At 69.0% G+C, this 21,603-nt stretch carries 18 protein-coding genes; 5 read left to right on the top strand and 13 right to left on the bottom strand.

From position 1 onward, the window contains the following. Positions 1 to 6: 6 nt before the first annotated feature. Positions 7 to 633 (top strand): LON peptidase substrate-binding domain-containing protein, encoded by a 627-nt coding sequence (locus G6N34_RS20405; RefSeq protein ID WP_085155897.1) that lies wholly within the window; start codon positions 7 to 9, stop codon positions 631 to 633. Between the two features lie 8 nt (positions 634 to 641). Here the strand turns inward: G6N34_RS20405 and G6N34_RS20400 are convergent, their stop codons facing one another. Continuing rightward, positions 642 to 2,927: a winged helix-turn-helix domain-containing protein gene (locus G6N34_RS20400; protein ID WP_234813084.1), complete on the bottom strand. Its 2,286-nt coding sequence runs from the start codon at positions 2,925 to 2,927 to the stop codon at positions 642 to 644. A 486-nt stretch (positions 2,928 to 3,413) separates the two neighbouring features. Here G6N34_RS20400 and G6N34_RS20395 point away from each other — a divergent pair, with 486 nt between their 5' ends. Further along, positions 3,414 to 4,487, top strand: a complete 1,074-nt coding sequence (locus tag G6N34_RS20395) for a PAS domain-containing protein (RefSeq protein WP_085155902.1) — start codon at positions 3,414 to 3,416, stop codon at positions 4,485 to 4,487. A 19-nt stretch (positions 4,488 to 4,506) separates the two neighbouring features. Here the strand turns inward: G6N34_RS20395 and G6N34_RS20390 are convergent, their stop codons facing one another. The 11 genes from G6N34_RS20390 to G6N34_RS20340 form a co-directional block, all read right to left on the bottom strand. Continuing rightward, positions 4,507 to 4,839: a monovalent cation/H(+) antiporter subunit G gene (locus tag G6N34_RS20390; RefSeq protein WP_085155905.1), complete on the bottom strand. Its 333-nt coding sequence runs from the start codon at positions 4,837 to 4,839 to the stop codon at positions 4,507 to 4,509. Beyond that, positions 4,836 to 5,108 (bottom strand): monovalent cation/H+ antiporter complex subunit F, encoded by a 273-nt coding sequence (locus tag G6N34_RS20385; protein WP_085155908.1) that lies wholly within the window; start codon positions 5,106 to 5,108, stop codon positions 4,836 to 4,838. The genes G6N34_RS20390 and G6N34_RS20385 overlap by 4 nt, the downstream gene beginning before the upstream one ends. Continuing rightward, positions 5,105 to 5,677 carry a Na+/H+ antiporter subunit E gene (locus G6N34_RS20380; RefSeq protein WP_085155910.1) on the bottom strand — a complete coding sequence of 191 codons (573 nt, stop codon included), beginning with the start codon at positions 5,675 to 5,677 and terminating at the stop codon, positions 5,105 to 5,107. The genes G6N34_RS20385 and G6N34_RS20380 overlap by 4 nt, the downstream gene beginning before the upstream one ends. Next, complete coding sequence (locus G6N34_RS20375) at positions 5,674 to 7,281, bottom strand: Na+/H+ antiporter subunit D (RefSeq protein ID WP_085155913.1); 1,608 nt, start codon at positions 7,279 to 7,281, stop codon at positions 5,674 to 5,676. Before G6N34_RS20375 ends, G6N34_RS20380 begins: the two co-directional genes overlap by 4 nt. Beyond that, positions 7,278 to 7,745, bottom strand: a complete 468-nt coding sequence (locus G6N34_RS20370; RefSeq protein WP_085155916.1) for a Na(+)/H(+) antiporter subunit C — start codon at positions 7,743 to 7,745, stop codon at positions 7,278 to 7,280. The genes G6N34_RS20375 and G6N34_RS20370 overlap by 4 nt, the downstream gene beginning before the upstream one ends. Beyond that, the gene (locus G6N34_RS20365; protein ID WP_085155918.1) at positions 7,742 to 10,633 is read right to left on the bottom strand and encodes a Na+/H+ antiporter subunit A; all 2,892 of its coding nucleotides are present in this window, start codon (positions 10,631 to 10,633) and stop codon (positions 7,742 to 7,744) included. The genes G6N34_RS20370 and G6N34_RS20365 overlap by 4 nt, the downstream gene beginning before the upstream one ends. Before the next feature lie 145 nt (positions 10,634 to 10,778). Continuing rightward, positions 10,779 to 12,956 (bottom strand): AAA family ATPase, encoded by a 2,178-nt coding sequence (locus G6N34_RS20360; protein WP_085155921.1) that lies wholly within the window; start codon positions 12,954 to 12,956, stop codon positions 10,779 to 10,781. Beyond that, complete coding sequence (gene pssA, locus G6N34_RS20355) at positions 12,953 to 13,822, bottom strand: CDP-diacylglycerol--serine O-phosphatidyltransferase (protein ID WP_085155923.1); 870 nt, start codon at positions 13,820 to 13,822, stop codon at positions 12,953 to 12,955. Before pssA ends, G6N34_RS20360 begins: the two co-directional genes overlap by 4 nt. Then, positions 13,819 to 14,529: a phosphatidylserine decarboxylase gene (locus tag G6N34_RS20350; protein WP_407663240.1), complete on the bottom strand. Its 711-nt coding sequence runs from the start codon at positions 14,527 to 14,529 to the stop codon at positions 13,819 to 13,821. Before G6N34_RS20350 ends, pssA begins: the two co-directional genes overlap by 4 nt. Before the next feature lie 291 nt (positions 14,530 to 14,820). Beyond that, entirely contained in the window at positions 14,821 to 16,029 is a 1,209-nt protein-coding gene (gene moeA, locus G6N34_RS20345; protein WP_085155929.1) for a molybdopterin molybdotransferase MoeA, read from the bottom strand. Beyond that, on the bottom strand, positions 16,029 to 16,946 hold the full coding sequence (locus tag G6N34_RS20340) for an SDR family NAD(P)-dependent oxidoreductase (protein ID WP_085155931.1): 918 nt from the start codon (positions 16,944 to 16,946) through the stop codon (positions 16,029 to 16,031). The genes moeA and G6N34_RS20340 overlap by 1 nt, the downstream gene beginning before the upstream one ends. Before the next feature lie 57 nt (positions 16,947 to 17,003). Here G6N34_RS20340 and G6N34_RS20335 point away from each other — a divergent pair, with 57 nt between their 5' ends. Genes G6N34_RS20335 through G6N34_RS20325 form a run of 3 tightly spaced genes read left to right on the top strand, consistent with a single transcriptional unit; the run spans position 17,004 to position 19,833 of the window. Beyond that, on the top strand, positions 17,004 to 17,495 hold the full coding sequence (locus G6N34_RS20335) for a PH domain-containing protein (RefSeq protein ID WP_085155934.1): 492 nt from the start codon (positions 17,004 to 17,006) through the stop codon (positions 17,493 to 17,495). Further along, entirely contained in the window at positions 17,492 to 18,973 is a 1,482-nt protein-coding gene (locus G6N34_RS20330; RefSeq protein ID WP_085155936.1) for a PH domain-containing protein, read from the top strand. The genes G6N34_RS20335 and G6N34_RS20330 overlap by 4 nt, the downstream gene beginning before the upstream one ends. Before the next feature lie 44 nt (positions 18,974 to 19,017). Next, entirely contained in the window at positions 19,018 to 19,833 is an 816-nt protein-coding gene (locus tag G6N34_RS20325; RefSeq protein ID WP_085155939.1) for an HAD-IIA family hydrolase, read from the top strand. Here the strand turns inward: G6N34_RS20325 and G6N34_RS20320 are convergent. Continuing rightward, positions 19,830 to 21,527 (bottom strand): DEAD/DEAH box helicase, encoded by a 1,698-nt coding sequence (locus G6N34_RS20320; protein ID WP_109788672.1) that lies wholly within the window; start codon positions 21,525 to 21,527, stop codon positions 19,830 to 19,832. The two genes, G6N34_RS20325 and G6N34_RS20320, sit on opposite strands and share 4 nt — an antisense overlap. Between the last annotated feature and the right edge of the window lie 76 nt (positions 21,528 to 21,603).

The following is a 21,603-nucleotide window of genomic DNA, read 5'->3' as shown; positions in this document are numbered from 1 at the left end:
TTCGTGATGCAGACACCGATGTTCCCGCTGCAGTCCGCCTTCCTGCCGGGCGAGGCACTGCCATTGCGGGTGTTCGAACCGCGTTACGGCGCACTGGTGCGGGATTGCCTGGCCGCCGACGACCCGGCGTTCGGTGTCGTGCTCATCGCCCGAGGACGCGAAGTGGGCGGCGACGATGAACGCGAGGACATTGGCGCGCTCGCCCACATCGTCACCTTCGCAGATCACGGGAACGGCCAGTACCAACTCAGATGCGTTGTGCGGGAACGGTTCCGGGTCACCGAATGGCTGCCCGACGATCCCTATCCGCGTGCGGCGATCGAGTTGTGGCCCGATGAACCCGGGGGCGTCACGGCCGACGACATCGGGGCGGTCGAGGATCAGATCATGCGGCTGATGGAGCGCATCGCCTCGGCCCGGAACACGCCGACGCCTCCGCGCGACGCCGTCTTCGGTGATATGCCGGAAGACCCGGGAAGTCGGCTGTACGCGCTGGCGACGGTGCTGCCGATGAACCCCGCCGACCGGTACGCGGTGTTGGCCGCGCCGTCACCCGCGACGCGCCTGCCCGCGTTGCGTGAAGCCGTCGAGACGGTGGCCGCCATGGTCGAGTTCCAACTGTCTGGCGACTGACCGGGGGATCACAGCCCGTCGCAGGCCTCGGCCAGCCAGACCGGCATCAGGCCCGGACCGTTGATGCCCTGCAGGCGACGGCGGACCTCCGCGGCGAGACGACGTGCGTCGGCGTCCCGGCCCTGTGCGCGGCGCGCGTGGATGAGTTCGATCAGCAGCGGAACCACCGCACCCGTGGCGTCCTTCTCGGCGGACACTCCGGCGATGATCTTGTGCCCGGCCTCGGCCTCGGCCGCCGCGGAGTCGGTCCGGCCCAGTAGTCGATATGCCCGCGCCGAGGACGCCCACGTGTTGGCCGACTGCGGCACGCGGTGCAGGCGCGACCTGCTGCGGATCTCGTTGGCTCGCAGCACCGCGGCCAGTCCTGCCGCGCGGTCGCCGCGCTCGGCGAGCACCACGGCCTTGATCGCCCATGCACCGGCCTGCGCGATGGGGTGATCTGGCAGGTGGGCTGAGGACAGGACCTGATCGGCCAGTGACAGCACCTCGTCCGTCGGCCCGCCGACACGCAGTCGCAGCAGCGCGAGGGAGGCGCCCTGCATGGGTGCCCACGGGTCGTCGGGCGGACACAGGGCGAAGCCCGAGCAGGCCCACTGCAGGGCGCGTTCGACCTCGCCGAAGTTGAACGCGCCGCGCACGAACATCAGCAGCGAACGGGTCAGCGTCGCCTCCGACGCGGCGGACAGTGCCTCGACCGTCGCCACCCACGCATCCATGTCGTCCTGCTCCCCGCGCAGACCCGCAACTGAGGCCATCGCCAGGCTCAACGTTGGAGAGCGGGTCAACAGGTCAGGCGGCAGCTTGTGCAGCCACTGCGACACCACCGCGCCCTGATTGCTGATGTTGAGGAACATCGGGTAGATCTTCGAGATCAGGCGCGCGGCCCGCTGGAATTCACCGGCCTCGACCAGGTGGTGCACCGCCGCGGGCAGGTGTCCGTGCTCCTCGCACCACGCGGCGGTGCGGATGTGCCGGGACGCCAACCCCTCCGACGCGCCGACCCGGGCCCGCAGCACGCCCGCGAACACATGGTGCAGGCGCTTCCAGTACCCGACGTCGTCGAGTTCGATCACGAACATGTTGTCGGCCAGTTCATCGAGCAGGCGCTGCGAGTCCGCGGCCTGCCGCACGAAGTCGCACAGATCGGCGTTGAAGCGTTCCAGCAGCGCGATCTCCTCGAGGAAGCGCACGTGCGCGGGTTCCAGAAAAGCCAGCACCTCTTCGGAGAAGTACTCGTGGGTCTGACGGTCGGGGCGCGAGAGCGACTGCAGGACAGACGTCGCGGGTGCACCACTGCGCAGCGCCATGCCCGTCAGGTAGATCCCGGCGGGCCAGCCGTCGGTCTGGGCGACGACGGTGTGGATCTCGGCCGGCGCCAACGGCACCCCGAGCCGGTCGATGAGCAGCGCCGCGGTCTCGTCCTCGTCGAAGGCCAGGTCCTCGGTGTTGAGGATGACCAGGTGTCCACCCATCGCGAGCCTCGCCGTGGACATCTGCGGGCGCGTGCGGGAGCACAGCAGCAGCCGGCACTGCGCCGGGCTGACGTGTGTCAGGAACCACTGCAGTTGGCTCATCACCGCGGTGCCGGAGATGTTGTGCAGATCGTCGACGACGACCGTGAGCGGTTCGGTGCGCGCCGAGAGTGCATCGGCGGCGTCGATCAGTGCGGTGTCGAGACTGCCGCCGCCCACGAGGCGACCGAGCAGTTCGTCGCCGAAATCGGGGACCGAGGTCCGGGCCGCGATCAGGACAGCGGTCCAGAACCTGCTGGGTTCGTCGTCGTCGGCGTCGAGTGACACCCAGGCGCCCACGCCGGGAAGGGTTTTGAGCAGTTCGGCCGCCAGGATGGACTTGCCGCTGCCGCCCGGCGCGCTCAGCAGGATGTGCGGGCTGTCCGCGCCCGGCAGCAGGCTGAGCGGACGGGTGCGTGGCACGTGCTCGTCCCGGGCGTCGGGGCGGCGGAACTTGGTCAGCGGGTACAGCGCCGAGACGTCGATGGCGCCGCTGCGGGTGGCGACCGGCGCGTGTTTGGCTCCCACGACATCGTCGAGGCTGGCGCCGGCCTCCCATGCGTCGAACAGCGCGCGCAGGGACGCCAGCGAGAACCCTTCGGCCTGCAGTGCCTGGATGGCGGCCATCCGATCCAGATGGATCTCCTCGTAGAACCCGGTGCGGCCCACCATCCGCGGTGGCGGCAGGATTCCGCGTTCGTGATAGGCGCGCACGTTACGGGCCGACGTGTTCGTCGCTCTAGCGAACTCGTCGATCGTCATTCCGTCGGCCAATAGTGCCACCCATCCTGCCCCCGTATGCAGCCATCAGCGAGTCTAGCGTGAGTTGCTGGTTCGGGTGCCATCAGGTGATGGCTCATGGGTTTGACCATTGCGCACGGCTGATGATCAGGGTCACATGGCTGATGTGGAGAGCGTGAAGTCAGACCTCTCGGTGGTGTCGACGTGTGACCAGAAGGCGCGTCTTCATGACCTTTCTGCCCTGTGTGCGAGAAGGCCCAGGCCCTACGGGCCGCGCGCAGGCCGGCAGTGGCGACCCCTTGGGGCGCAGGCAATGTTCGCCAGGGTGTGGGCCTCGGGGTGTCGATTTCGTGTAGTCCAGTTTGCTGCGTCGCGGGGGTGGGAGGCGCTGGCTGAGTGGAGATCGGCGGCTTACCCCGGCGTCAGTATGTCTGCGGGACCGACCTCCGGTGGGGCGCTGGCAAACCTGGCTATCGGACACTGGCGGCGCGACGTGTTTGCGACCGATTCAACCGCGGGGGCCCGACGGTGACGGTGGCGGGCGGTGAGGCCGTGCGGGGCCTGATCGTGACTGCACTGACGAATGCGGGGCCGACCCTGTCCACGAGCCAGCTGCGTCGGCACCTCGACGAGAACTTCAACGTGGCGGTGATGAACGAGACCCTTTATCGCAGCCTGGCGATCCTGGAGAAGCGAGGTGAGGTGGTCAAGCTCGAGAGTCGGGGCCGGAATGCGCTGTGGAAGTTGTCGGCCGACGCGGACCTGACGGCCGCGAAGGTGGCACCGTCCCGGGAGTGGCAGGCCGGCACCGACTGCATCATGATCATCCGTGTCGACGGCACCCTGCTGCACGCCAACCGGGCCGGCTGTGTGGCGATGAAACTCCCCGAGGACGAGGTCGAATTCGGGATGCCGTGGCTCGAACTGCTGCCGGAGGAGATCCGCGGCCGGGGCCTGCGCGCGCTGCACAGCGCGGTCGGTGGTGACCGCGCCACGTTCGTCGGCATGACGACGCGCCGCGGCGGCAGCCTGCAGTACTGGGAGAACCTGTTGTCGCCGATCATCGACTCCGACGGTCAGGTCCGTCAGATCCTGTGCATCGCACGCGACATCACCGCAGACCTGCACCGGAGCGGACGTTCGCCACAGGGTGGCCGGCGGAACGGTGTGGACCGCCACGCCGGGAGTGTGCGGGCATTGGCCGGCATCGGTGGCTCCTTCGCCGACCGTCTCAACCGACTGTTCGCCGCGATCCGGGCCCCCGGTAACGGTGCCTACACCAATTCCGAGGTGCTGCGGGCGCTCGCCGAGAAGGGCGTGCACGTCTCAGCGCCGTACATGTCCCAACTTCGCAGCGGCGTGCGCAGGCGCCCGTCGGAGCAGGCCGTGATCGCGCTCGCCGAGTTCTTCGGTGTCCGCCCGGTGTACTTCGACGATGCGTACGACCGCGAGGATCTGCAGTACCTGGTCCGTCTCGACGCCGACCTGCGCTGGCTGCAGTTGGCGCACGACCCCCAGGTGCGGCGCATCGTGACGATGATCCTGGAGCTTCCACCGGACGGGCAGGACGAGATCCGGGAGCACCTGGCCCGCGCGACCTGACCGTCAGTCTGCGCGGTGCTCAGTCGTTGTCGTAGTCGCGCATCTCATCGACGGCCAACTGATCCTTGAGATTCTGTTCGCGGTAGGCCAGCTGGCCCACGCGCTGTGCGACGACGGGTGCGGTGATGACGGTGAACAGGCCGGTCAGGATGATCATGCCGACGTCGGGATGCCCGCGCAGTCGGATGGCCGCACCGATGAGGACCAGCAGAAGGCCGAGCACCTGCGGTTTGGTCGCCGAGTGCATGCGGGACAGGGTGTCGCGGAATCGGACCACGCCGATCGCCGCGGTCAGCGCGAGCGCCGAACCGCCCAGAACCATGACCGCGCAGACGATGTCGAGGATGTTCACTTGTTCGGCCCCTCGATGTCGCGCACGCGGAACCTCGCGATGCTGACCGAGCCCACAAAGCTGATCAGGGCCAGGGCCGCCAGGCTGTAGAGCACCGTGGTGTCCAGGCTGAAGGCCGCCCAAGTGCCGATCGCGCACATCGTCACCGCGATCATGGTGTCGAGTGCGACCAGTCGGTCCAGCGTGCTCGGCCCGGCGAGAAGCCGGAACATCGTGACCGCGGCTGCCAACGACAGCATCACCGCGGCGATCACCCAGACGGTATTCATGCGCGATCCACCCCGTCCATTCCGGCGTCCTCATCCCGCGCCGCGGGCCGCCACTCGTTGTCGCGTTCGAATGCCCGGATCAACAGGCGCTCGACCTTGGCGACCTGCCGGTAGAAGCTGCTCACGGCCTTTTCCGAACCGGCGTCGATGACGTGCACATAGATCATCCGCCGCACCTGATCGATCTCGAGCACGATCGAACCCGGCACGAGGTTCAGGATGCTGACCGCCAGCGCCAGCACCAGATCGGACTTGAGGTTGAGGTGCGCACGCAGAACAGCGGCCAACGGCGGCTTGGCCGGTCTGATGGCCAGCCAGGCGACCTGCGTACTGGAGACCACCAGGGAGAAGGCGACCTGGATGATGAGGTTGGCCAGGGACAGCAGATGCACGCGGCCCTCGACGGGAACCGGCGGCAACGGCAGCAGCAGTGTGACCACCAGGGCGACGGCAAGGCCGCTGATCACGTTGGCCGCCGAAATGTTGCCCCACAGCAGGAGCCAAACCATCACCAGCCAGACCAGGATCCAGATGCGCAGTAAGGCCCAGCGCGCGGTCGGTTGTTTCATCGGTACTCACCCACCACAGCGGCGATGTACTCGTCGCGGTTGATGACCTCGGCTGCGGTCCGCTCGCTGTAGGCGAAGATCGGCCCGGCGAACACCGTCAGCGCCAACCCGACCGCGATCAGCGCCATCGTCGGCACCACCATGCCGATGGGCATCCGGCCGACGTCGTCGCGGTCGGCGAACGTCACGTCGTCGTCGAGGTCGGCGAGCAGTACCGACGGCGCCGCGGCCGACAGCTCACCCTCGGGCGCATCGGCCCGGGCCCGCCAGAACGCCTTGGTCCACACCCGGGCCACGACGTACAGCGTCAGCAGGCTCGTCACGACAGAACCCGCGACCAGAATCCAGGCCAGCACGCTGCCGCTCTCCCCGCCGGCCTCCAGCAGTGCGACCTTGCCGATGAACCCCGAGAACGGCGGTATGCCGCCGAGGTTCAGCGCGGGCACGACGAAGACGAACGCCAACAGCGGACTCGCGGCGGCCAGACCGCCGAGGCGGCGCAGCGTCGATGCGCCTGCCTGGCGCTCGATGAGTCCCACCACCAGGAACAGCGTGGTCTGCACGATGATGTGGTGTGCGACGTAGTAGATGGCGCCGGACATGCCCAGCGCGCTGGACAGCGCGATGCCGAAGACCATGTACCCGATGTGGCTGACCAGGGTGAACGACAGCAGACGTTTGATGTCGTTCTGCGCGATGGCACCGAGGATGCCGACGAGCATCGTCAACAGTGCGGCCACCAGCAGGATGCGGTCCATCTGCCCGCCCGGGAACAGCAGCGTGTGCGCACGGATGATCGCGTAGACACCGACCTTGGTGAGCAGGCCCGCGAAGACCGCGGTGACGGGTGCAGGCGCGGTGGGGTAGGAGTCCGGAAGCCAGGTCGACAGCGGGAAGACCGCGGCCTTGATGCCGAAGGCCACGAGCAGCACCGCGAAGATCGCAGTGCGGGTGCCCTCGGTGACGTCGTCGAGGCGCAGCGCCACCTCGGCCATGTTCAGGGTTCCGGTGGCCGCATAGACCAGCGCGAGCCCGAACAGGAAGATCAGCGACGAGACCATCGACACCATGACGTAGGAGATGCCGGCGCGCACGCGTTCCTTGCTGGCGCCGAGCGTCAGGAGCACGAAGCTCGCGGTGAGCAGCACCTCGAAGCCCACGAAGAGGTTGAACAGGTCACCGGCCAGGAAGGCGTTGCACACGCCCGCCGACAGCACCAGGTAGGTGGGCAGGAAGATCGACACGGGTTGGCGTTCGTCGCCGTCCCGGATGCCCTGGCCGATGGCGTAGAAGACCACCGCCAGCAGCACGATCGACGAGACCACGAGCATCAGGGCCGAAAGCCGGTCCACCACAAGGGTGATGCCCAGGGGTCCCATGCCCGGTTCGGTCGGACCCCAGCCGCCGACCTGCACCGCGATGGTGCCGAAGCGGTCGGTCAGGTACACCAGCACGGCGCACACGATGACCACCGAGACCAGCGCGCCGAGCGTGAGGAACCGCTGCAGCCTGGGGCGGCGACCCGCGAACAGCGTCAGCGCGGCCGCAATCATCGGGATGAGGAAGGGCAGCGGCGTGAGCACCGCGCCGAGATGCGGCGTCATCGGGACCCCTCCCGGCCGGGCAGGGCGTCGAGTTCGTCCGGTTCGTCGGTGTCGGGATGGGTGGCGATGAGGTCGGATTCGTCTTCGTCGGCCGCGTCGGACTCCTTGAGCTTCGACACGCGCGCATCCTCGATGTCGTCGGCGACTTCTTCGGCGGTGGTCAATCGGTAGGACCGGTAGGTCAATGCCAGCACGAATGCCGCGACACCCAGCGTGATGACGATCGCGGTGAGGATCATCGCCTGCGCCAACGGGTCGGCCGTCGTCGTCTGATCCCCGCTGGTGCGTCCGCGCACGGGCGGGTTGCCCGCGGGACCGCCGACCGTGAGGATCAGCAGGTTGATGGAGTTGCCGATCAGGAGCAGACCCAACAGCATGCGGGTCAGGTTGCGTTCCAGCAGCATGTAGACACCGCAACTGGACAGCGCGCCGATCAGCAGCAGCGGCAGGATGTAGGTGGTCATCGCGCCACCCGCCGTGCCATCTGGGCGGGCGGCATCTCCTCGTCGAGGCGCGCGCCCAGGCTGCGCAGCACGTCGAGCACGAGGCCCACGACGATCAGGTAGACGCCGAGGTCGAAGAACAGCGCCGTGACGAACTTGACGGACCCCAGCAGCGGCACGTCGAAGCTGATCAGTGCCGAGGACAGGGGAGGGGCCCCGAGCAGCAGGGACGCCACCGCGGTGCCCGCCGACAGGCCCAGACCGACGCCGAGGATCTTGCCCGCGTCCAGCGGCAGCGTCTCGCCCAGTTCATATCGACCGCCGGCCAGATACCGCAGCACCAGAGCCAGGCCCGCGGTCAGACCGCCTGCGAAACCACCGCCCGGCGTGTTGTGGCCGGTGAAGAAGAAGTACGCCGACAGCAGCATGATCAGCGGGAAGATGATGCGCGTGGCGACCTCGAGGACCAGGGACCGGTAGCGCGGGTCGCGGTATTCGCTGCCGCGAAGCCACGTGATGTCGCCGACGGCGGGACTGTAGGTGGTGATCATGCCGATGTCGGGTTGTCCCGCGGGTGCGCTGCCGGCCGGCACGCGGGGTGCCGCGCCGAACCGGCGATGCCGGAACACCAGTGAGGCCACGCCGGTCGCGGCCACCAGGAGCACCGAGATCTCACCGAGGGTGTCCCACGCGCGGATGTCGACCAGGATCACGTTGACGGTGTTCGCGCCGTGGCCGCGGTAGTAGGCGGCGTCGGGCAGCAGGTCGGAGATGGGCCGTGAGTTCCGGGCGGCCATCGCGAACGCGGCCAGGCCTGTGACGGTGGCGCCCACGCCCAGCGCCAGCGCCGCACGCGGCAACCGGAACCGCCGCATGTGCAGCACTTCGGCTTCGGCGGGCAGCGTGCGCAGCACGAGCACGAACACCACGAGGGTCAGCGTCTCGACGAGGAACTGGGTCAGCGCCAGATCCGGAGCGCCGTAGAGCGCGAAGATCGCGCCGCACCCGTAGCCGGTCAGGCCCACCAGCAGCACCGCGGCCAACCGGTTGCGCAAGATGGTCGCGCCCAGCGCCCCGCCGACCATCAGCAGGCCGATGATCGGCATCAGCGTGCTGTCCCACAAGGCGAGATGGGGCTGATCGCGCGAACCAAACGCGAGCACGAGCGACGGCAGCAGCACCAGGGTCAGCAGGATCACCGACTGCGTGGCCGGCAGTGAACCGCGCTGCGTCGACCCGGTCAGCTTGACCGACGCATAGTCCAGCGCGCGCAGGGTCGTGTCGTACATCCGATCGGCATTGCCCAGAGGCAGGTAGCCGATGCGCGCTTGGCGAAGCTTGGAACGCAGAGCGAACGCCGCGATTCCCGCCCCGAGGACGACGACCGACAGCAGCAGGGGCAGGTTGAATCCGTGCCACAGCGCCAGGTGGTAGTCCGAACCGCCCGGGACCGCGTCGGCGTAGGCGTCGAGCATCTGCTCCAGGACACCGGGAGCCAGGCCGAAGGCCAATCCCGCGACTGCCAGCACGCCGGGCGCGAGGAGGAACGCCGCGCTCGGCGGGTGCAGATCGGCGACACGCGCGCTCGGCACGCGTAATCCCTTGCGCGCGAACGCGCCCCAGATGAAGCGCAGGCTGTAGATGGTGGTGAAAACCGAGCCCAGAACGACACCGCCGAGCACCCACGGCGCCCAGGGGCCCAACGATGAGCTGTGCAGCAGCGTCTCGAAATCGGCCTCCTTGGCCACGAATCCGAGGAACGGCGGCAGCGCCGCCATGCTGGCGGTGGCCAGCGCGGCGATCACGAACAGGCTGGGCGCACGGTTGCCGAGCCAGGCCAGTCGCCGGATGTCGCGGGTACCGGTGGCGTGGTCGATCACACCGACCACCATGAACAGCGAGGCCTTGAACATCGCGTGCGCGCAGAGCATGGTCAGGCCCGCGAGCATCAGATCGCCGCCACCGCTGCCGACCATGATCGTGATCAGACCGAGTTGGCTGACCGTGCCGAACGCGAGAATCAGTTTGAGGTCGTACTCCCGCACCGCGCGCCATCCCGCGAGCAGCATCGTGGCCAGCCCGAGCACCACGACGATCGGTCGCCAGGGCGGTGAATCGGCGAAGCCGGGCGACATCCGCGCGATCAGGTAGACGCCGGCCTTGACCATCGCGGCGGCGTGCAGATAGGCGCTGACGGGGGTCGGCGCCGCCATCGCGCCCGGAAGCCAGAAGTGCATCGGCACGATGGCCGACTTCGACAGCGCGCCGATCAGGATCAGCACGAGTGCGACATCGACCGCCATGCCCGTGGGCGGGTTGGCGACGAGTTCCGACAGCAGGTAGCTGCCGCCCGACTGGCCCAGGATGATGACGCCGACGAGCATCGCCAGCCCACCGAAGGTCGTCACCAACAGCGCCTGTGTGGCCGCGCGGCGACTGGTGGCGCGCTCGGCGTAGTGCCCCACCAACAGGAACGACAGGACCGTTGTCAGTTCCCAGAAGATGTAGAGCAGCAGCATGTTGTCGCTGACGACCAGGCCGAACATGGTGCCGGAGAACGCGACGAGTTCGGCCGCGAAACTGGGCAGGCGCTTCTCGGTGTGCCCGTCGTGGTGGTGGAAGTAGCTGGCGCAGTAGAACAGCACGAGTGCGCCGATGGCGAGCACCAGCACGCTCATGATCGCGGCCAGGGTGTCGAAGCGCAGGTCGATGTCCATCGACAGCTCGGGCACCCAGTCGATCCGGAGCTGGTGTGCCGACTCCTGGCCCGTGGGCCAGTTCGCCGCAACCCAGACCAGCGACACCAGGGGAACGAGCGCCAGCGGGTAGAACGCCTGCCGTCCCCATCTGTTCACCAGAAGCGGCGCCACGGCAGCAGCGACCGCATGGGCGAACAGAATGGCGAGCATGGCACTCCTACCTGTCGGCGCGCGGCGGGCGCCGGCCTCGGGGTGTCAGCCACAAACGGGCTAGGTCAATTGTTCAAGAGTCTATCGGGTGGACATTGAACTTGTTTTGTCTGAGGGGGGCCTGATCTGCGCTGATGCCGATCTGCTACCGTTTATCGGCAAACTGTCGCAGTGATTCCACCTGCGCCGGGTCCAGTGACGGGCGCACCGTCTCCCGCGCCTGTTCCACATCCGCCATCGTGACGTCGGCGGCATCGATCGACCGCCGCATGGCCGTCAGCGCCGCCTCCCGAAGCAGTGCCACGCAGTCGGCCGCGCTGTAGCCGTCGAGTTCCGCGGCGATCGCGTCGAGGTCCACATCGTCGGCCAGCGGCACCGATTTGCCCGCCGAAGCCAGGATGTCGCGGCGCGCATCGGCGTCGGGCGGCTCGACGAACACCAGCTTCTCAAGGCGCCCCGGGCGCAGCAGCGCGGGGTCGATGAGATCCGGGCGGTTGGTCGCGCCCAGCACCACCACGTCGCGCAGGGGTTCGATGCCGTCGAGTTCGGTCAGAAGGGCCGACACGACGCGGTCGGTGACCCCGGAGTCGAAGCTCTGCCCGCGCCGCGGGGCCATCGCGTCGATCTCGTCGAGGAACACCAGCGACGGCGCGGAGTCACGGGCCCGCTTGAACAGATCACGCACGGCCCGCTCGCTGGAGCCGACCCATTTGTCCATCAGCTCGGCACCCTTGACGGCGTGCACCGACAGGCGACCGGTGCTGGCCAGCGCCCGGACCACGAAGGTCTTGCCGCACCCGGGCGGCCCGTAGAGCAGCACACCGCGCGGCGGGTCCACGCCCAGGCGGGCGAACGTGTCGGGATGCTGTAGCGGCCACAGCACGGCCTCGGTCAGCGCCTGTTTGGTGGCGACCATGTCGCCGACGTCGTCCAGCGTGACGGACCCGACCGAGATCTCCTCGGTCGACGACCGCGACAGCGGCCGGATCACGGTCAGGGCACCCGCCAGGTCGTCCTGGATCAGCGCCGGTTCGGCACCGTGCGTGCTGGCCCGCGCCGCGGCCCGCAGCGCGGCCTCGCGGACCAGTGCGCACAGGTCGGCGACGACGAAACCCGGTGTTCGGTCCGCGATCTCGCTCAGGGCGAGACCGCCGGGTGGATCGGTCGGGACATCGCGCAGCAGCACTTCGAGCAGTTGGGCGCGGATCGCGGCATCGGGCAGGCTCAAGCCGAGCTCGCGGTCGCAGACGTCGGGGGCCCGCACGCGCGGGTCGAGTGCGTCGGGCACGGCCGAGGTGGCGATGAAGGCCACGCCCGGGGCGCTGATCGCGGTGCGCAGTTCGGCGAGGATCAGGCTCGAGACGGGTTCGGGTCGGCCGTCCCGGCCGAGTGGCAGCAGCGCGTCGACGTCGGAGATGAGGAGCACTCCGCCGCCGTCCCGCACCGTGGCCGTGGCCTGCGCGACGGTCGAGAGGCGATCCTCGGCGGCCAGCGCACCGACTTCGGGGCCGTCGAGTTCCACCAGGCGGCGGTCCGCGCACACGGTCCGCACCATGGTTGCCTTGCCGACGCCGGCGGGGCCGGACACCAGTACGCCCAGATGGGCTGGCGCGCCGAGGGTTTCGAGGAGCTGGGGTTCATCGAGCGCGAGTTTGAGCCACTCGGTGAGCTTCCCGGCCTGCGCGTGGGCTCCCTTGAGGTCGTCGAACGCGACGGTCGGGTGCTCGGTCCGGGGGACCGGGGACGACGCCGTTGCCGGCGCGCTCTCGGTGCCGATGCCCCAACTCACCACCGAGTTGGGCTGCACGCTGACCGGCCCCGCGGGATCCACCGAGGCGACCGTGAGAAGTTCGGAGGTCCAGGTGATCCCGACCGCGGTGGCCAATGCGGTGGTGGCCGCCGACGTCGATGTGCCGGGGCCGAGGTCGCGCGGCAGCAGCGAGACCGTGTCGCCGACCGTCATCACCTTGCCGAGCAGGGCCTGACGCAGCGTCGCCGACGACACCGAACCCATCGCGAGCTTGGAACCGGTGACCGTCACCGACCGGGCCCCGTACACCGTCGCGGGTGCGACGACCACGGTGGCGTCCTCACGCAGGCCCGCATTCGACAACGTGACGTCGTCGAGCAGGGCCGTGCCCGCAGGCACTCCGGGGCCGGCGACTCCGACGACCGCGGCGGTGGTGCGCGAGCCCGTCAGCGAGACCGCATCCCACTCCCGAATGCCCAGCGCGGCAATGGCTTCGGCATGCAACCTGACGACCCCTCGGCGTGCGTCCAGGGCCGAGGTGTTGAGCCTGGCCGTCAGCGTCAGCCGGGTCACGGGCGCCCCGGCCTGCGCAGACCCAGTCGTGCGGCCGAACGGCGCGCCGCTTGACCGCGGTTGGGGTGCTCCGCCCGGCGGATGGCGCGGCGGGCCTGGCGCTGCTGCTTGGGCTTGTCGTCCCACACCTCGGGGTGGTTGGCCAGCCACGCCTTGGTGCGCACCGCGAACGGGATGTGGATGACGTAGGCAAGGATGATCGTCAGGATCACCAGGTAGCCGTACTGGATCGAGGCGGCGATGCCGATGGCCAGCAGGGCCAGCAGCGGGACCACCATCCGCGGCGGGATCGCGAAGGTGTGGATCTTGCGCATCGGGATGGTGCTGACCACAAGCAGCGAGACCCCGACCATCCACAACGACACGGCCGCTTCCGACGTCCACCAGCCGTCGCCGAACTGCATCTTGGCGGCCAGCGGACCGATCGCACCGATGGCGCCCGCAGGTGCGGGCATGCCGGTGAAGAACTGCTTCTCGTACTCGGGCTGATCGCCGGCCAGCATCGCGTTGTAGCGGGCCAGGCGCAGCACTATGCACACCGCGTAGAGCAGCACCACGATCCACCCGATGCGGGACTCCGGCAGCAGCGTCGCGTAGACGATCAGGGCCGGGGCCACGCCAAAGTTCACCGCGTCGGCCAGCGAATCGATCTCCTCGCCCATCTTCGACGTGGCGTTGAGCATCCGGGCCGTCCGGCCGTCGAGCGCGTCGAGGATCGCCGCCGCGGCCAGGAACGCCATGGCCTCGGTGGCGCGGCCGTCGAGCGCCATCTTGACCGACGAAAGCCCGAAGCAGATCGCGGCCACGGTCATGGCGCTCGGCAGCATCCGCAGGCTCACCTGCGGGGTTTTAATGCGTGGTTTCACGGCAGCTCGGCAATCACGGTCTCACCCGCCAGCGTGCGCTGGCCCATCGAAACCAGGAGAGTGGAGCCCTCGGGAAGATAGGTGTCCAGGCGCGAGCCGTACCGGATCAGGCCGTAGGTCGTACCGATGTCGAGCTTGTCGCCGGCCTTGACGTCGCACACGATGCGGCGGGCCACCAGGCCCGCGATCTGCACCACGATGACGTCGACGCCGTCGGGGGTGCGGATGAGCACGCTGTTGCGCTCGTTGTCCGCGCTGGCGGCAGGCAGGTCCGCCGTACCGAACAGGCCCGGCCGATGGATCGCGGACACCACCTCGCCGCCGACGGGTGCGCGCTGCACATGGGCGTCGAGCACCGACAGGAAGATGCTGACGCGTAGCCGCGGCTCGTCGGGAAGGCCGAGCTCCGGTGGGGGCGAAGCGTTTTCGATGAGGCATACGGTTCCATCGGCTGGCGCCACGACCACACCGGGGCGGGTCGGTGGAACGCGCGACGGATGCCGGAAGAACGCGGCGTTGGCGGCCGCGGCCGCCAGGCCCGTAGTCCAGACCCACCTGCGCCTGCGGCCCAGTGCGGCCACGGCCAGGCTGGCGCCGACGAACGGCAGACCAGCGGGATGCATCGGAGGAACCTGGGAACGGATCAACCGCGCGATGTGTGCAGGATCCAGTGAGGACGATTCGGACGTTCGAGGGCGTCGGGCCACAAGCGCCATTGTAGGTAGTGCTCGCTTACGTCGAAGCGCCCCCACAAACGATCTGGCCGCCCGGTGGTGTCCGGGGCGGTCGAATCGTTCGACGTCGGGCTACTTGTTGCAGCCGCTGGAGTGGGCGCCGCAGTGCACGCCGTTGCTGCACCTGCCGCACTTGCAGCTACAGGTCTTGGCCACCTTGGGGGGATCGTTGCGAGGCATCGTCATCTCCTTCTGCTGACAGATCGTTCCCCACCAGAGTCTCACGTTCGAGCCCCGCCGAGGGCGGATCCGCGCGCTTGTCAGCTAATCGATGAGATCCCACACCGCCACTGTCGACCCGGCCTCGATCTCGGTGACGTCCTCCTCGATCTCGAGAAGGCAGTTGGCGGACGCAAGCCACCGCAGGTGATGCGAGGCCGGGGGCCCGTAGCTGGTCACGGTGCCAGCTTCGGCGTCGAGCACCCCGCGGCGGAACTGCCGCTTGCCCCACGGCGACGTGCACGATTCGCGCAGGACCGCCTCGCGTCGACGCCGGTGCGGCTGCGGCAGATCCATAGCGGCCCGCAACGCCGGACGGACGAACACCTCGAAGGACACCAACGCGCTGACGGGGTTTCCGGGAAGCGTGATGATCGGCACCTCGCGGCCGTCGACCACGATGTGCCCGCTGCCCTGCGGCATCCCCGGCTGCATCGCGACCTTGACGAAATCGACCTCACCCCCGAGGGCGTCCTTGACCACTTCGTAGGCTCCCGCACTGACCCCGCCGGTGGTGATGATCAGATCGGATTCGCCGACGTGGGCCTGCAGTGCGGCGCGGAACTCGTCGACGTCGTCCTCGGCCATCGGCGCCGCGGTGACGACACCACCGGCCTCACGGACCGCGGCGGCCAGCATGACGGCGTTGGACTCGTAGATCTGCCCGGGCTTCAACTCGGCGCCGGGCGCGATGAGTTCGGTGCCCGTGGACATCACCAGCACCCGTTGGCGCGGGCGCACCGTCAGTTCGCCGATGCCCAGCGCGGCCGCCAGGCCCAGTGCCGCCGGGCTGACCACCTGCCCGGCGTGCATCACCGTGGTGCCCGCGGTGACGTCCTCACCTGCCCTGCGGATGTGCTGACCGGGCCGGGCGGACGCGCGGATGCGGACGGTCTCGGTGCCGCCGTCGGTGGCCTCGACCGGGACCACGGCCGTCGCACCGGCGGGCACGGGTGCGCCCGTCATGATCCGGTGCGCGGTGTGCGGCGCCAGGGCTAGCAGATCGGTGCGGCCGGCCGGGATGTCTTCGACGACGGGCAGTCTCACGGGGTCATCCGCGCTTGCCGACACCACGTCGGCGGCCAGCACCGCGTAACCGTCCATGGCGGAGTTGTCGAAGCCCGGCAGCGACAGCCCGGCCACCACGTCGGCCGCCAGCGCCAAGGACTCGGCTGCGGCCAGTGGGACGGTCTGCGCCGGCCGGGGGGTGATCAGGCCCGCCACGACCTGCTGATGTTCGGAGACGCTGCGCATCAGACCGGGAACGTCACGCCGGTGAGCTCTTCGGACACCGTCCAGAGCCGTCGTTGCACATCCTGGTCGTGGGACTGCCGGCTCGAGCCGACGAGCACGGGGTACCCGCGCAGTTCACGGAAACCGTTCGGACCGTAGTACTGCCCGCCCTTGACGCCCGGGTCGGTCGCGGCGCGCAGTGATGCCAAGGCGCCGACGGCGGGGCTGTTGGTGAACAGCCCAGCGATTGCGTTGTATCCCGGCAGGTTCGAGCCGGGGACATGGCGCATCAACTCGGTGTTGGAGATTCCCGGGTGCGCTGCCACGGCAATGGTCGACGCCGACGCGGCCGCCAGCCTGCGCTGCAGTTCGTAGGCGAACATCAGGTTGGCCAGCTTCGACTGACCGTAGGCCGACACTCTGTTGTAGCTGCGCTCCCACTGCAGGTCGTCGAAGTGGATCCCGGCGCGGATGTTGTGCGCGATGCTCGCCACCACCACGACGCGCGAGCCCTCGACGCCCAGCAGGTTCTCCAACAGCAGTCCGGTGAGCGCGAAGTGGCCGAGATGGTTGGTGCCGAACTGCAGCTCGAAGCCGTCCTTGGTGGTCTGCTTGGGCGGGTACATCACGCCGCCGTTGTTGATCAGCAGGTCGATGCGCGGGTAGGCGGACTTGAGTTCTGAGGCCGCGGTGCGCACCGACTGCAGCGAACCCAGGTCCAGTGGCTGCACCGAGACATCGGCGCGCGGCACCAACCCGAGAATCTGCGCCGCGGCGGCATTGCCTTTGTCGAGGTTGCGGACCGCGAGCACGACCTTGGCGCCGCGGGCCGCCAGAACGCGTGCGGTCTGGAATCCCAGGCCGGTGTTGGAACCTGTGATGACCGCGACGCGGCCGGATTGGTCGGGTACGTCGGCTTCAGTCCATTTCTGGCTCATGTCCACAACATACGGCGGCGGTGGACGTGGCGGGCACCTGCATAGCAGTCTGGGCTGATGTCTGAAGTTCGGCTGGTCGACCCGGCCAACCCACCGAGCCGTCGGGCGCCTCTCGCGTGGGCGACCGGCGCCGCGATTCCGTGGCTGGTGCTCGCGCTCGGGCAACTCATCTGGTTCGTCGTGGACCATCGCCTGCTGTGGCTGCACGCGGTCGCGGCCGTGACCACGGTGGTCGGCGCGGTGCTGGGCGTCGTGGTGGTCCCGCTGTGGCGATATCGCGTGCACCGCTGGGCGATCAGCCCGCACGCGGTCTACACGCGCACCGGGTGGCTGGTGCAGGAGAGGCGCATCGCCCCCATCTCACGCGTCCAGACCGTCGACTCCTACCGCGGGCCCGTCGACCGGCTGTTCGGGTTGGCGAACGTGTCCGTCACGACGGCATCCTCGGCCGGCGCGGTGCACATCGTCGCCTTGGATCAGACCGTGGCCGACCAGATCGTGGCGCAGTTGACCGATATCGCCGCGCTCGGCGTGCACGACGCGACATGACCGGCGCGACGGTGAACGCCGCCGATACGGACAGCGCGGGCTGGCGCCGCCTCTCCCCACGCATGCTGCTGGTGCACCCCGTGCATGAGGTGCTGCGCCAACTGCCGCTGGTGATCGGTTCGATCGTGCTGGGTTCGGCCACCCAGAACCCGCTCTGGTCGCTGCTCGGCGTGGGTCTCATCGTGGCGATGGGCCTGGCGCGCTGGTTCACCACCACCTACCGCATCGACGCCGAGAACGTCGCGCTGCGCACCGGGGTGCTGCAGCGCAACACACTGTCCGTGCCGCGGAACAGAATTCGTTCGGTGCAGACCGATGCGCGCCCTCTGCACCGGCTGCTCGGACTGACGGTGGTGCGGGTGACCACGGGTCAGCAGGCCACCGGCGCCGGTGTTTTCGAGCTCGACGCGGTGCCGTCGGATCAGGTGCCGGGACTGCGGGCCGTCCTGCTCGCGGACTCGCTGGCGTCGACGGAACCGCAGCGGGGTTCTGATGGGGTGGTGCTCGCCGCGTGGCGGCCGGCCTGGCTGCGCTACAGCCCGCTGAGTTTCTCGGGTCTGGTGGCGGTCTCGGCGGGAGTGGGCCTGGTGTACCAGGCGGGGTTCGGTGAGGCGTTGCGCAGTTCCGATGCGGTGCAGTCCGGGTTGGATGCCGCCGCGCGCGTCGGCGTGGCGACCGCGGTCGCTGTCGTGGTGACGGCGGTGGTGCTGCTGTCGGTGGTGCTGGCGGTGGGCCGGTCACTGGTGACGTACGGCAATCTCGTCTTGACGCGGCGGGCCGAGACGCTGCACCTGGTCCATGGTCTTCTGCGCGTGCGTGAGCGCACCTACGACCTGAGCCGCCTGCGTGGCGGCACCCTGCGCGAACCCCTGTTGGTGCGCGCCTTCGGCGGTGCCCGCCTGGATGCCGTGATGACCGGTGTCGGTGGGACGGGGGAGTCGTCGCTGCTGCTGCCGCCGTGCCCCGCGGACACGGCGCGGCGCGTGCTCACCGGTCTGGTGGAACGGCCCGATGTGGTGACGGGTGCCCTGGTGTCCCACGGCCCCGCCGCGGCGCGCCGACGTTGGGTGCGGGCCATGGTGGTGCCCGCGCTGGCGGCCGTTGTGCTGCTGGTCGCCGATGTGACTGGGGGAGCGCCGTTCTGGCTCTGGCCGCTGTGGCTGGCTGTGCTCGCGGGCAGTGCCGCATTGGCTTTCGACCGCGTGCGGGCCCTCGGGCATCGCGTGGACGGGGCCTGGTTGGTGGCCGGAAGTGGGAGTGTCGAACGGCGACGGGATTGCATCTCGACTGCGGGCATCATCGGGTGGACTGTGCGCCAGACGTGGTTCCAGCGCCGAGCCGGTGTCGCCACCCTGGTGGCCGCGACCGCGGCGGGCACCAAGCGGTACGTCCTGATCGACGTGCCCGCCGAGCAGGCCTGGGCGATCGCGGGGCAGGCTTCGCCGTGGGTCGCCGAGAGTGTCTGGGCTCACTCTTAGGACCCCCGACTTGCGCGTCGATGGTGGGCGCATAACCTCGCAGCATGGCCATCGGCGGAGTGCTTTTCGACATCGACGGTGTGCTCGTGACGTCATGGAAGCCGATCGAGGGTGCGGCGGCGACGTTGCGAACGCTGTCGGAGCAGCAGATCGCGCGCTCGTATCTGACCAACACCACGACCCGGACCCGGGTGCAGATCGCCGACCTGCTCACCGCGGCGGGAATGGCCGTCTCACCCGACGAGGTGGTCACGGCGGCCGTGCTGACTGCCGACTTCGTTCGTGACCGGTACCCCGACGCGCGCTGCTTCCTGGTCAACAGCGGTGACATCTCCGACGACATGCCGGGCATCGACATCGTCGCGTCCGTCGACACCCGTGGCGGCCCGATGCCCGACACCCCGGACGTCGTGCTGCTCGGTGGGGCCGGACCCGAGTACGACCATGTGACGCTGTCCTGGGTCTATGACTGGATGGCGCAAGGAGTTCCGGTGGTGGCCATGCACCGCAGCACCTCGTGGACGACGACCGAGGGCCTGCGCATCGACACCGGCATGTACCTGTTGGGCATGGAGGAGGTCAGCGGGCGCAAGGCCACGGCCGTCGGCAAGCCTGCGCCCGAGGGCTTCCTGGCTTCGGCCGCACGCCTGGGCGTCGAGCCCGACGAGATGTACATCGTCGGCGACGATCTGAACAACGATGTGCTCGCGGGCCAGGTTGTGGGCATGACCGGTGTGCTGGTGCGCACCGGGAAGTTCCGCCAGGCGACGCTGGATCGTTGGGCCGCAGACGAATTCGCGATGCAGCCCAACCACGTCATCGACTCGGTGGCCGACCTGCCGGAGCTGCTGGGTCTTTAGAGTTCGCGGTTCAGGATGCGGACCGCGTCGATGCGTTCCTTCAGCTGTTCGCGGCTGGCCGCCGCAACCGGCGGGCCGCCGCAGCGGCGCCGAAGTTCGTTGTGAATCCAGCCGTGGGGCTTACCCGATTTGTGGTGGGTCGCCGACACCAGCGCGTTGAGTTCGCGGCGCAACTCGCGCAGTTGGCCGTGCGTCGACGCGAGCTGCGGCAGTTCGCCTGAGGCCGTGCGCTTTTGGAGCTGCTCATCCTGGCGCCGGCTCAGCAGGTCGCGCATCTGGCTGGCGTCCAGCAGACCGGGGATGCCGAGGTAGTCGGCCTCCTCCTCGCTGCCTGCCGGGGTCGCGGTGCCGAACGACGCCCCGTCGAAGATCACCTGATCGAGTTCGGCATCGGCGCCCAGCGACTCGAAGCCGTTCTCCATCTCGCCCGGCTCGTCCTTGCGCTGCTCGCGCAGGGCCTCCTCGAGCGGATCGTCCTCCTGGGGACGATGCGGCTTGCCCAGCACGTGGTTGCGCTGCTCTTCGAGCTCGCTGGCCAACTGAAGCAGGTTGGGCACCGACGGCAGGAAGATGCTGGCCGTCTCACCGGGCCGGCGGGAGCGCACGAAGCGGCCGATGGCCTGGGCGAAGAACAGCGGCGTCGACGCGCTCGTGGCGTACACGCCGACCGACAGTCGCGGCACGTCGACACCCTCGGAAACCATGCGGACCGCGACCATCCACTTGGTGCTTGCCGCGGAGAACTCGCTGATGCGGTCCGAGGAGCCGGGGTCGTCGGAGAGCACCACGGTCGGGGCCTGGCCGGTGATCTTCAGCAGCAGGTCCGCGTAGGCCCTCGCGGCGGTCTGATCGGTGGCGATGATCATGCCGCCGGCATCGGGCACGTGCTCGCGCAACTGGTTCAGGCGGCGATCGGCCGCCGCGATCACCGCGGGCATCCAGTCACCGGTCGGGTTGAGGGCGGTGCGCCACGCGCGCGCGGTCTGCTCGGCGGTCAGGGGTTCACCCAGGCGCGCCGCATGCTCCTCGCCCGCGCTGTCGCGCCAGCGGGCCTCGCCGGAGTAGGCCATGAACACGACGGGTCGCACCACGCCGTCGGCCAGGGCGTCGGCGTAGCCGTAGATGTGGTCGGCCTGCGAGCGGGCGTGACCGTCGGATCCGGTCTCGTAGTTGACGAACGGGATGGGGCTGTCGTCGCTGCGGAACGGGGTACCGGTCAGCGACAGGCGCCGCGTCGCGTCGTCGAAGGCCTCCCGCATGCCCTCGCCCCAACTTTTGGCGTCGCCGCCGTGGTGGATCTCGTCGAAGATCACCAGGGTCTTGTGGTTCTCGGTGCGCACCCGGTGCCGCGTCGGATGGCTGGCGACCTGGGCGTAAGTGACGACGACACCGTGGTACTCCGAGGAGGTCTGTGCCGAGGAGTTGCTGAACTTCGGGTCCAGGGCGATGCCCATACGCGCGGCCGACGCGGCCCACTGCACCTTGAGGTGTTCGGTGGGGACGACGACGGTGATCTTGCTGACCGTGCCCTCGGCCAACAATTCTGCCGCGATGCGCAGGGCAAACGTTGTCTTGCCTGCACCAGGGGTGGCCACGGCGAGGAAGTCGCGCGGTTTCGCGGTCAGGTACTTGACCAGCGCTCGTCTCTGCCAGCCCCGCAAACCCTGGGTGCTGGGCGCTGCTTCAGCCCGCACCCATGGCCTCCTCTCTGCCGGGAAGGAAATGTACGCGAACCGGTTCGCCGGATGCATGTTCGCTCGGCGTGTCCGG

It is taken from the genome of Mycolicibacterium confluentis (assembly GCF_010729895.1).
Taxonomy (GTDB): domain Bacteria; phylum Actinomycetota; class Actinomycetes; order Mycobacteriales; family Mycobacteriaceae; genus Mycobacterium; species Mycobacterium confluentis.
Note: the sequence above shows the minus strand (reverse complement) of the source record. Positions and strands in the feature narration are given on the sequence as shown.

Bases quoted from the DNA above. Each gene is read 5' to 3' on its own strand.
- G6N34_RS20330 (WP_085155936.1), top strand. From the start codon at position 17,492: ATGACCGGCGCGACGGTGAACGCCGCCGATACGGACAGCGCGGGCTGG.
- moeA (WP_085155929.1), bottom strand. From the start codon at position 16,029: ATGCGCAGCGTCTCCGAACATCAGCAGGTCGTGGCGGGCCTGATCACC.
- G6N34_RS20340 (WP_085155931.1), bottom strand. From the start codon at position 16,946: ATGAGCCAGAAATGGACTGAAGCCGACGTACCCGACCAATCCGGCCGC.
- G6N34_RS20370 (WP_085155916.1), bottom strand. From the start codon at position 7,745: ATGACCACCTACATCCTGCCGCTGCTGCTGATCGGCGCGCTGTCCAGT.
- G6N34_RS20405 (WP_085155897.1), top strand. From the start codon at position 7: ATGCAGACACCGATGTTCCCGCTGCAGTCCGCCTTCCTGCCGGGCGAG.
- G6N34_RS20365 (WP_085155918.1), bottom strand. From the start codon at position 10,633: ATGCTCGCCATTCTGTTCGCCCATGCGGTCGCTGCTGCCGTGGCGCCG.
- G6N34_RS20380 (WP_085155910.1), bottom strand. From the start codon at position 5,677: ATGAAACAACCGACCGCGCGCTGGGCCTTACTGCGCATCTGGATCCTG.
- G6N34_RS20385 (WP_085155908.1), bottom strand. From the start codon at position 5,108: ATGAATACCGTCTGGGTGATCGCCGCGGTGATGCTGTCGTTGGCAGCC.
- G6N34_RS20375 (WP_085155913.1), bottom strand. From the start codon at position 7,281: ATGACGCCGCATCTCGGCGCGGTGCTCACGCCGCTGCCCTTCCTCATC.
- G6N34_RS20325 (WP_085155939.1), top strand. From the start codon at position 19,018: ATGGCCATCGGCGGAGTGCTTTTCGACATCGACGGTGTGCTCGTGACG.
- G6N34_RS20335 (WP_085155934.1), top strand. From the start codon at position 17,004: ATGTCTGAAGTTCGGCTGGTCGACCCGGCCAACCCACCGAGCCGTCGG.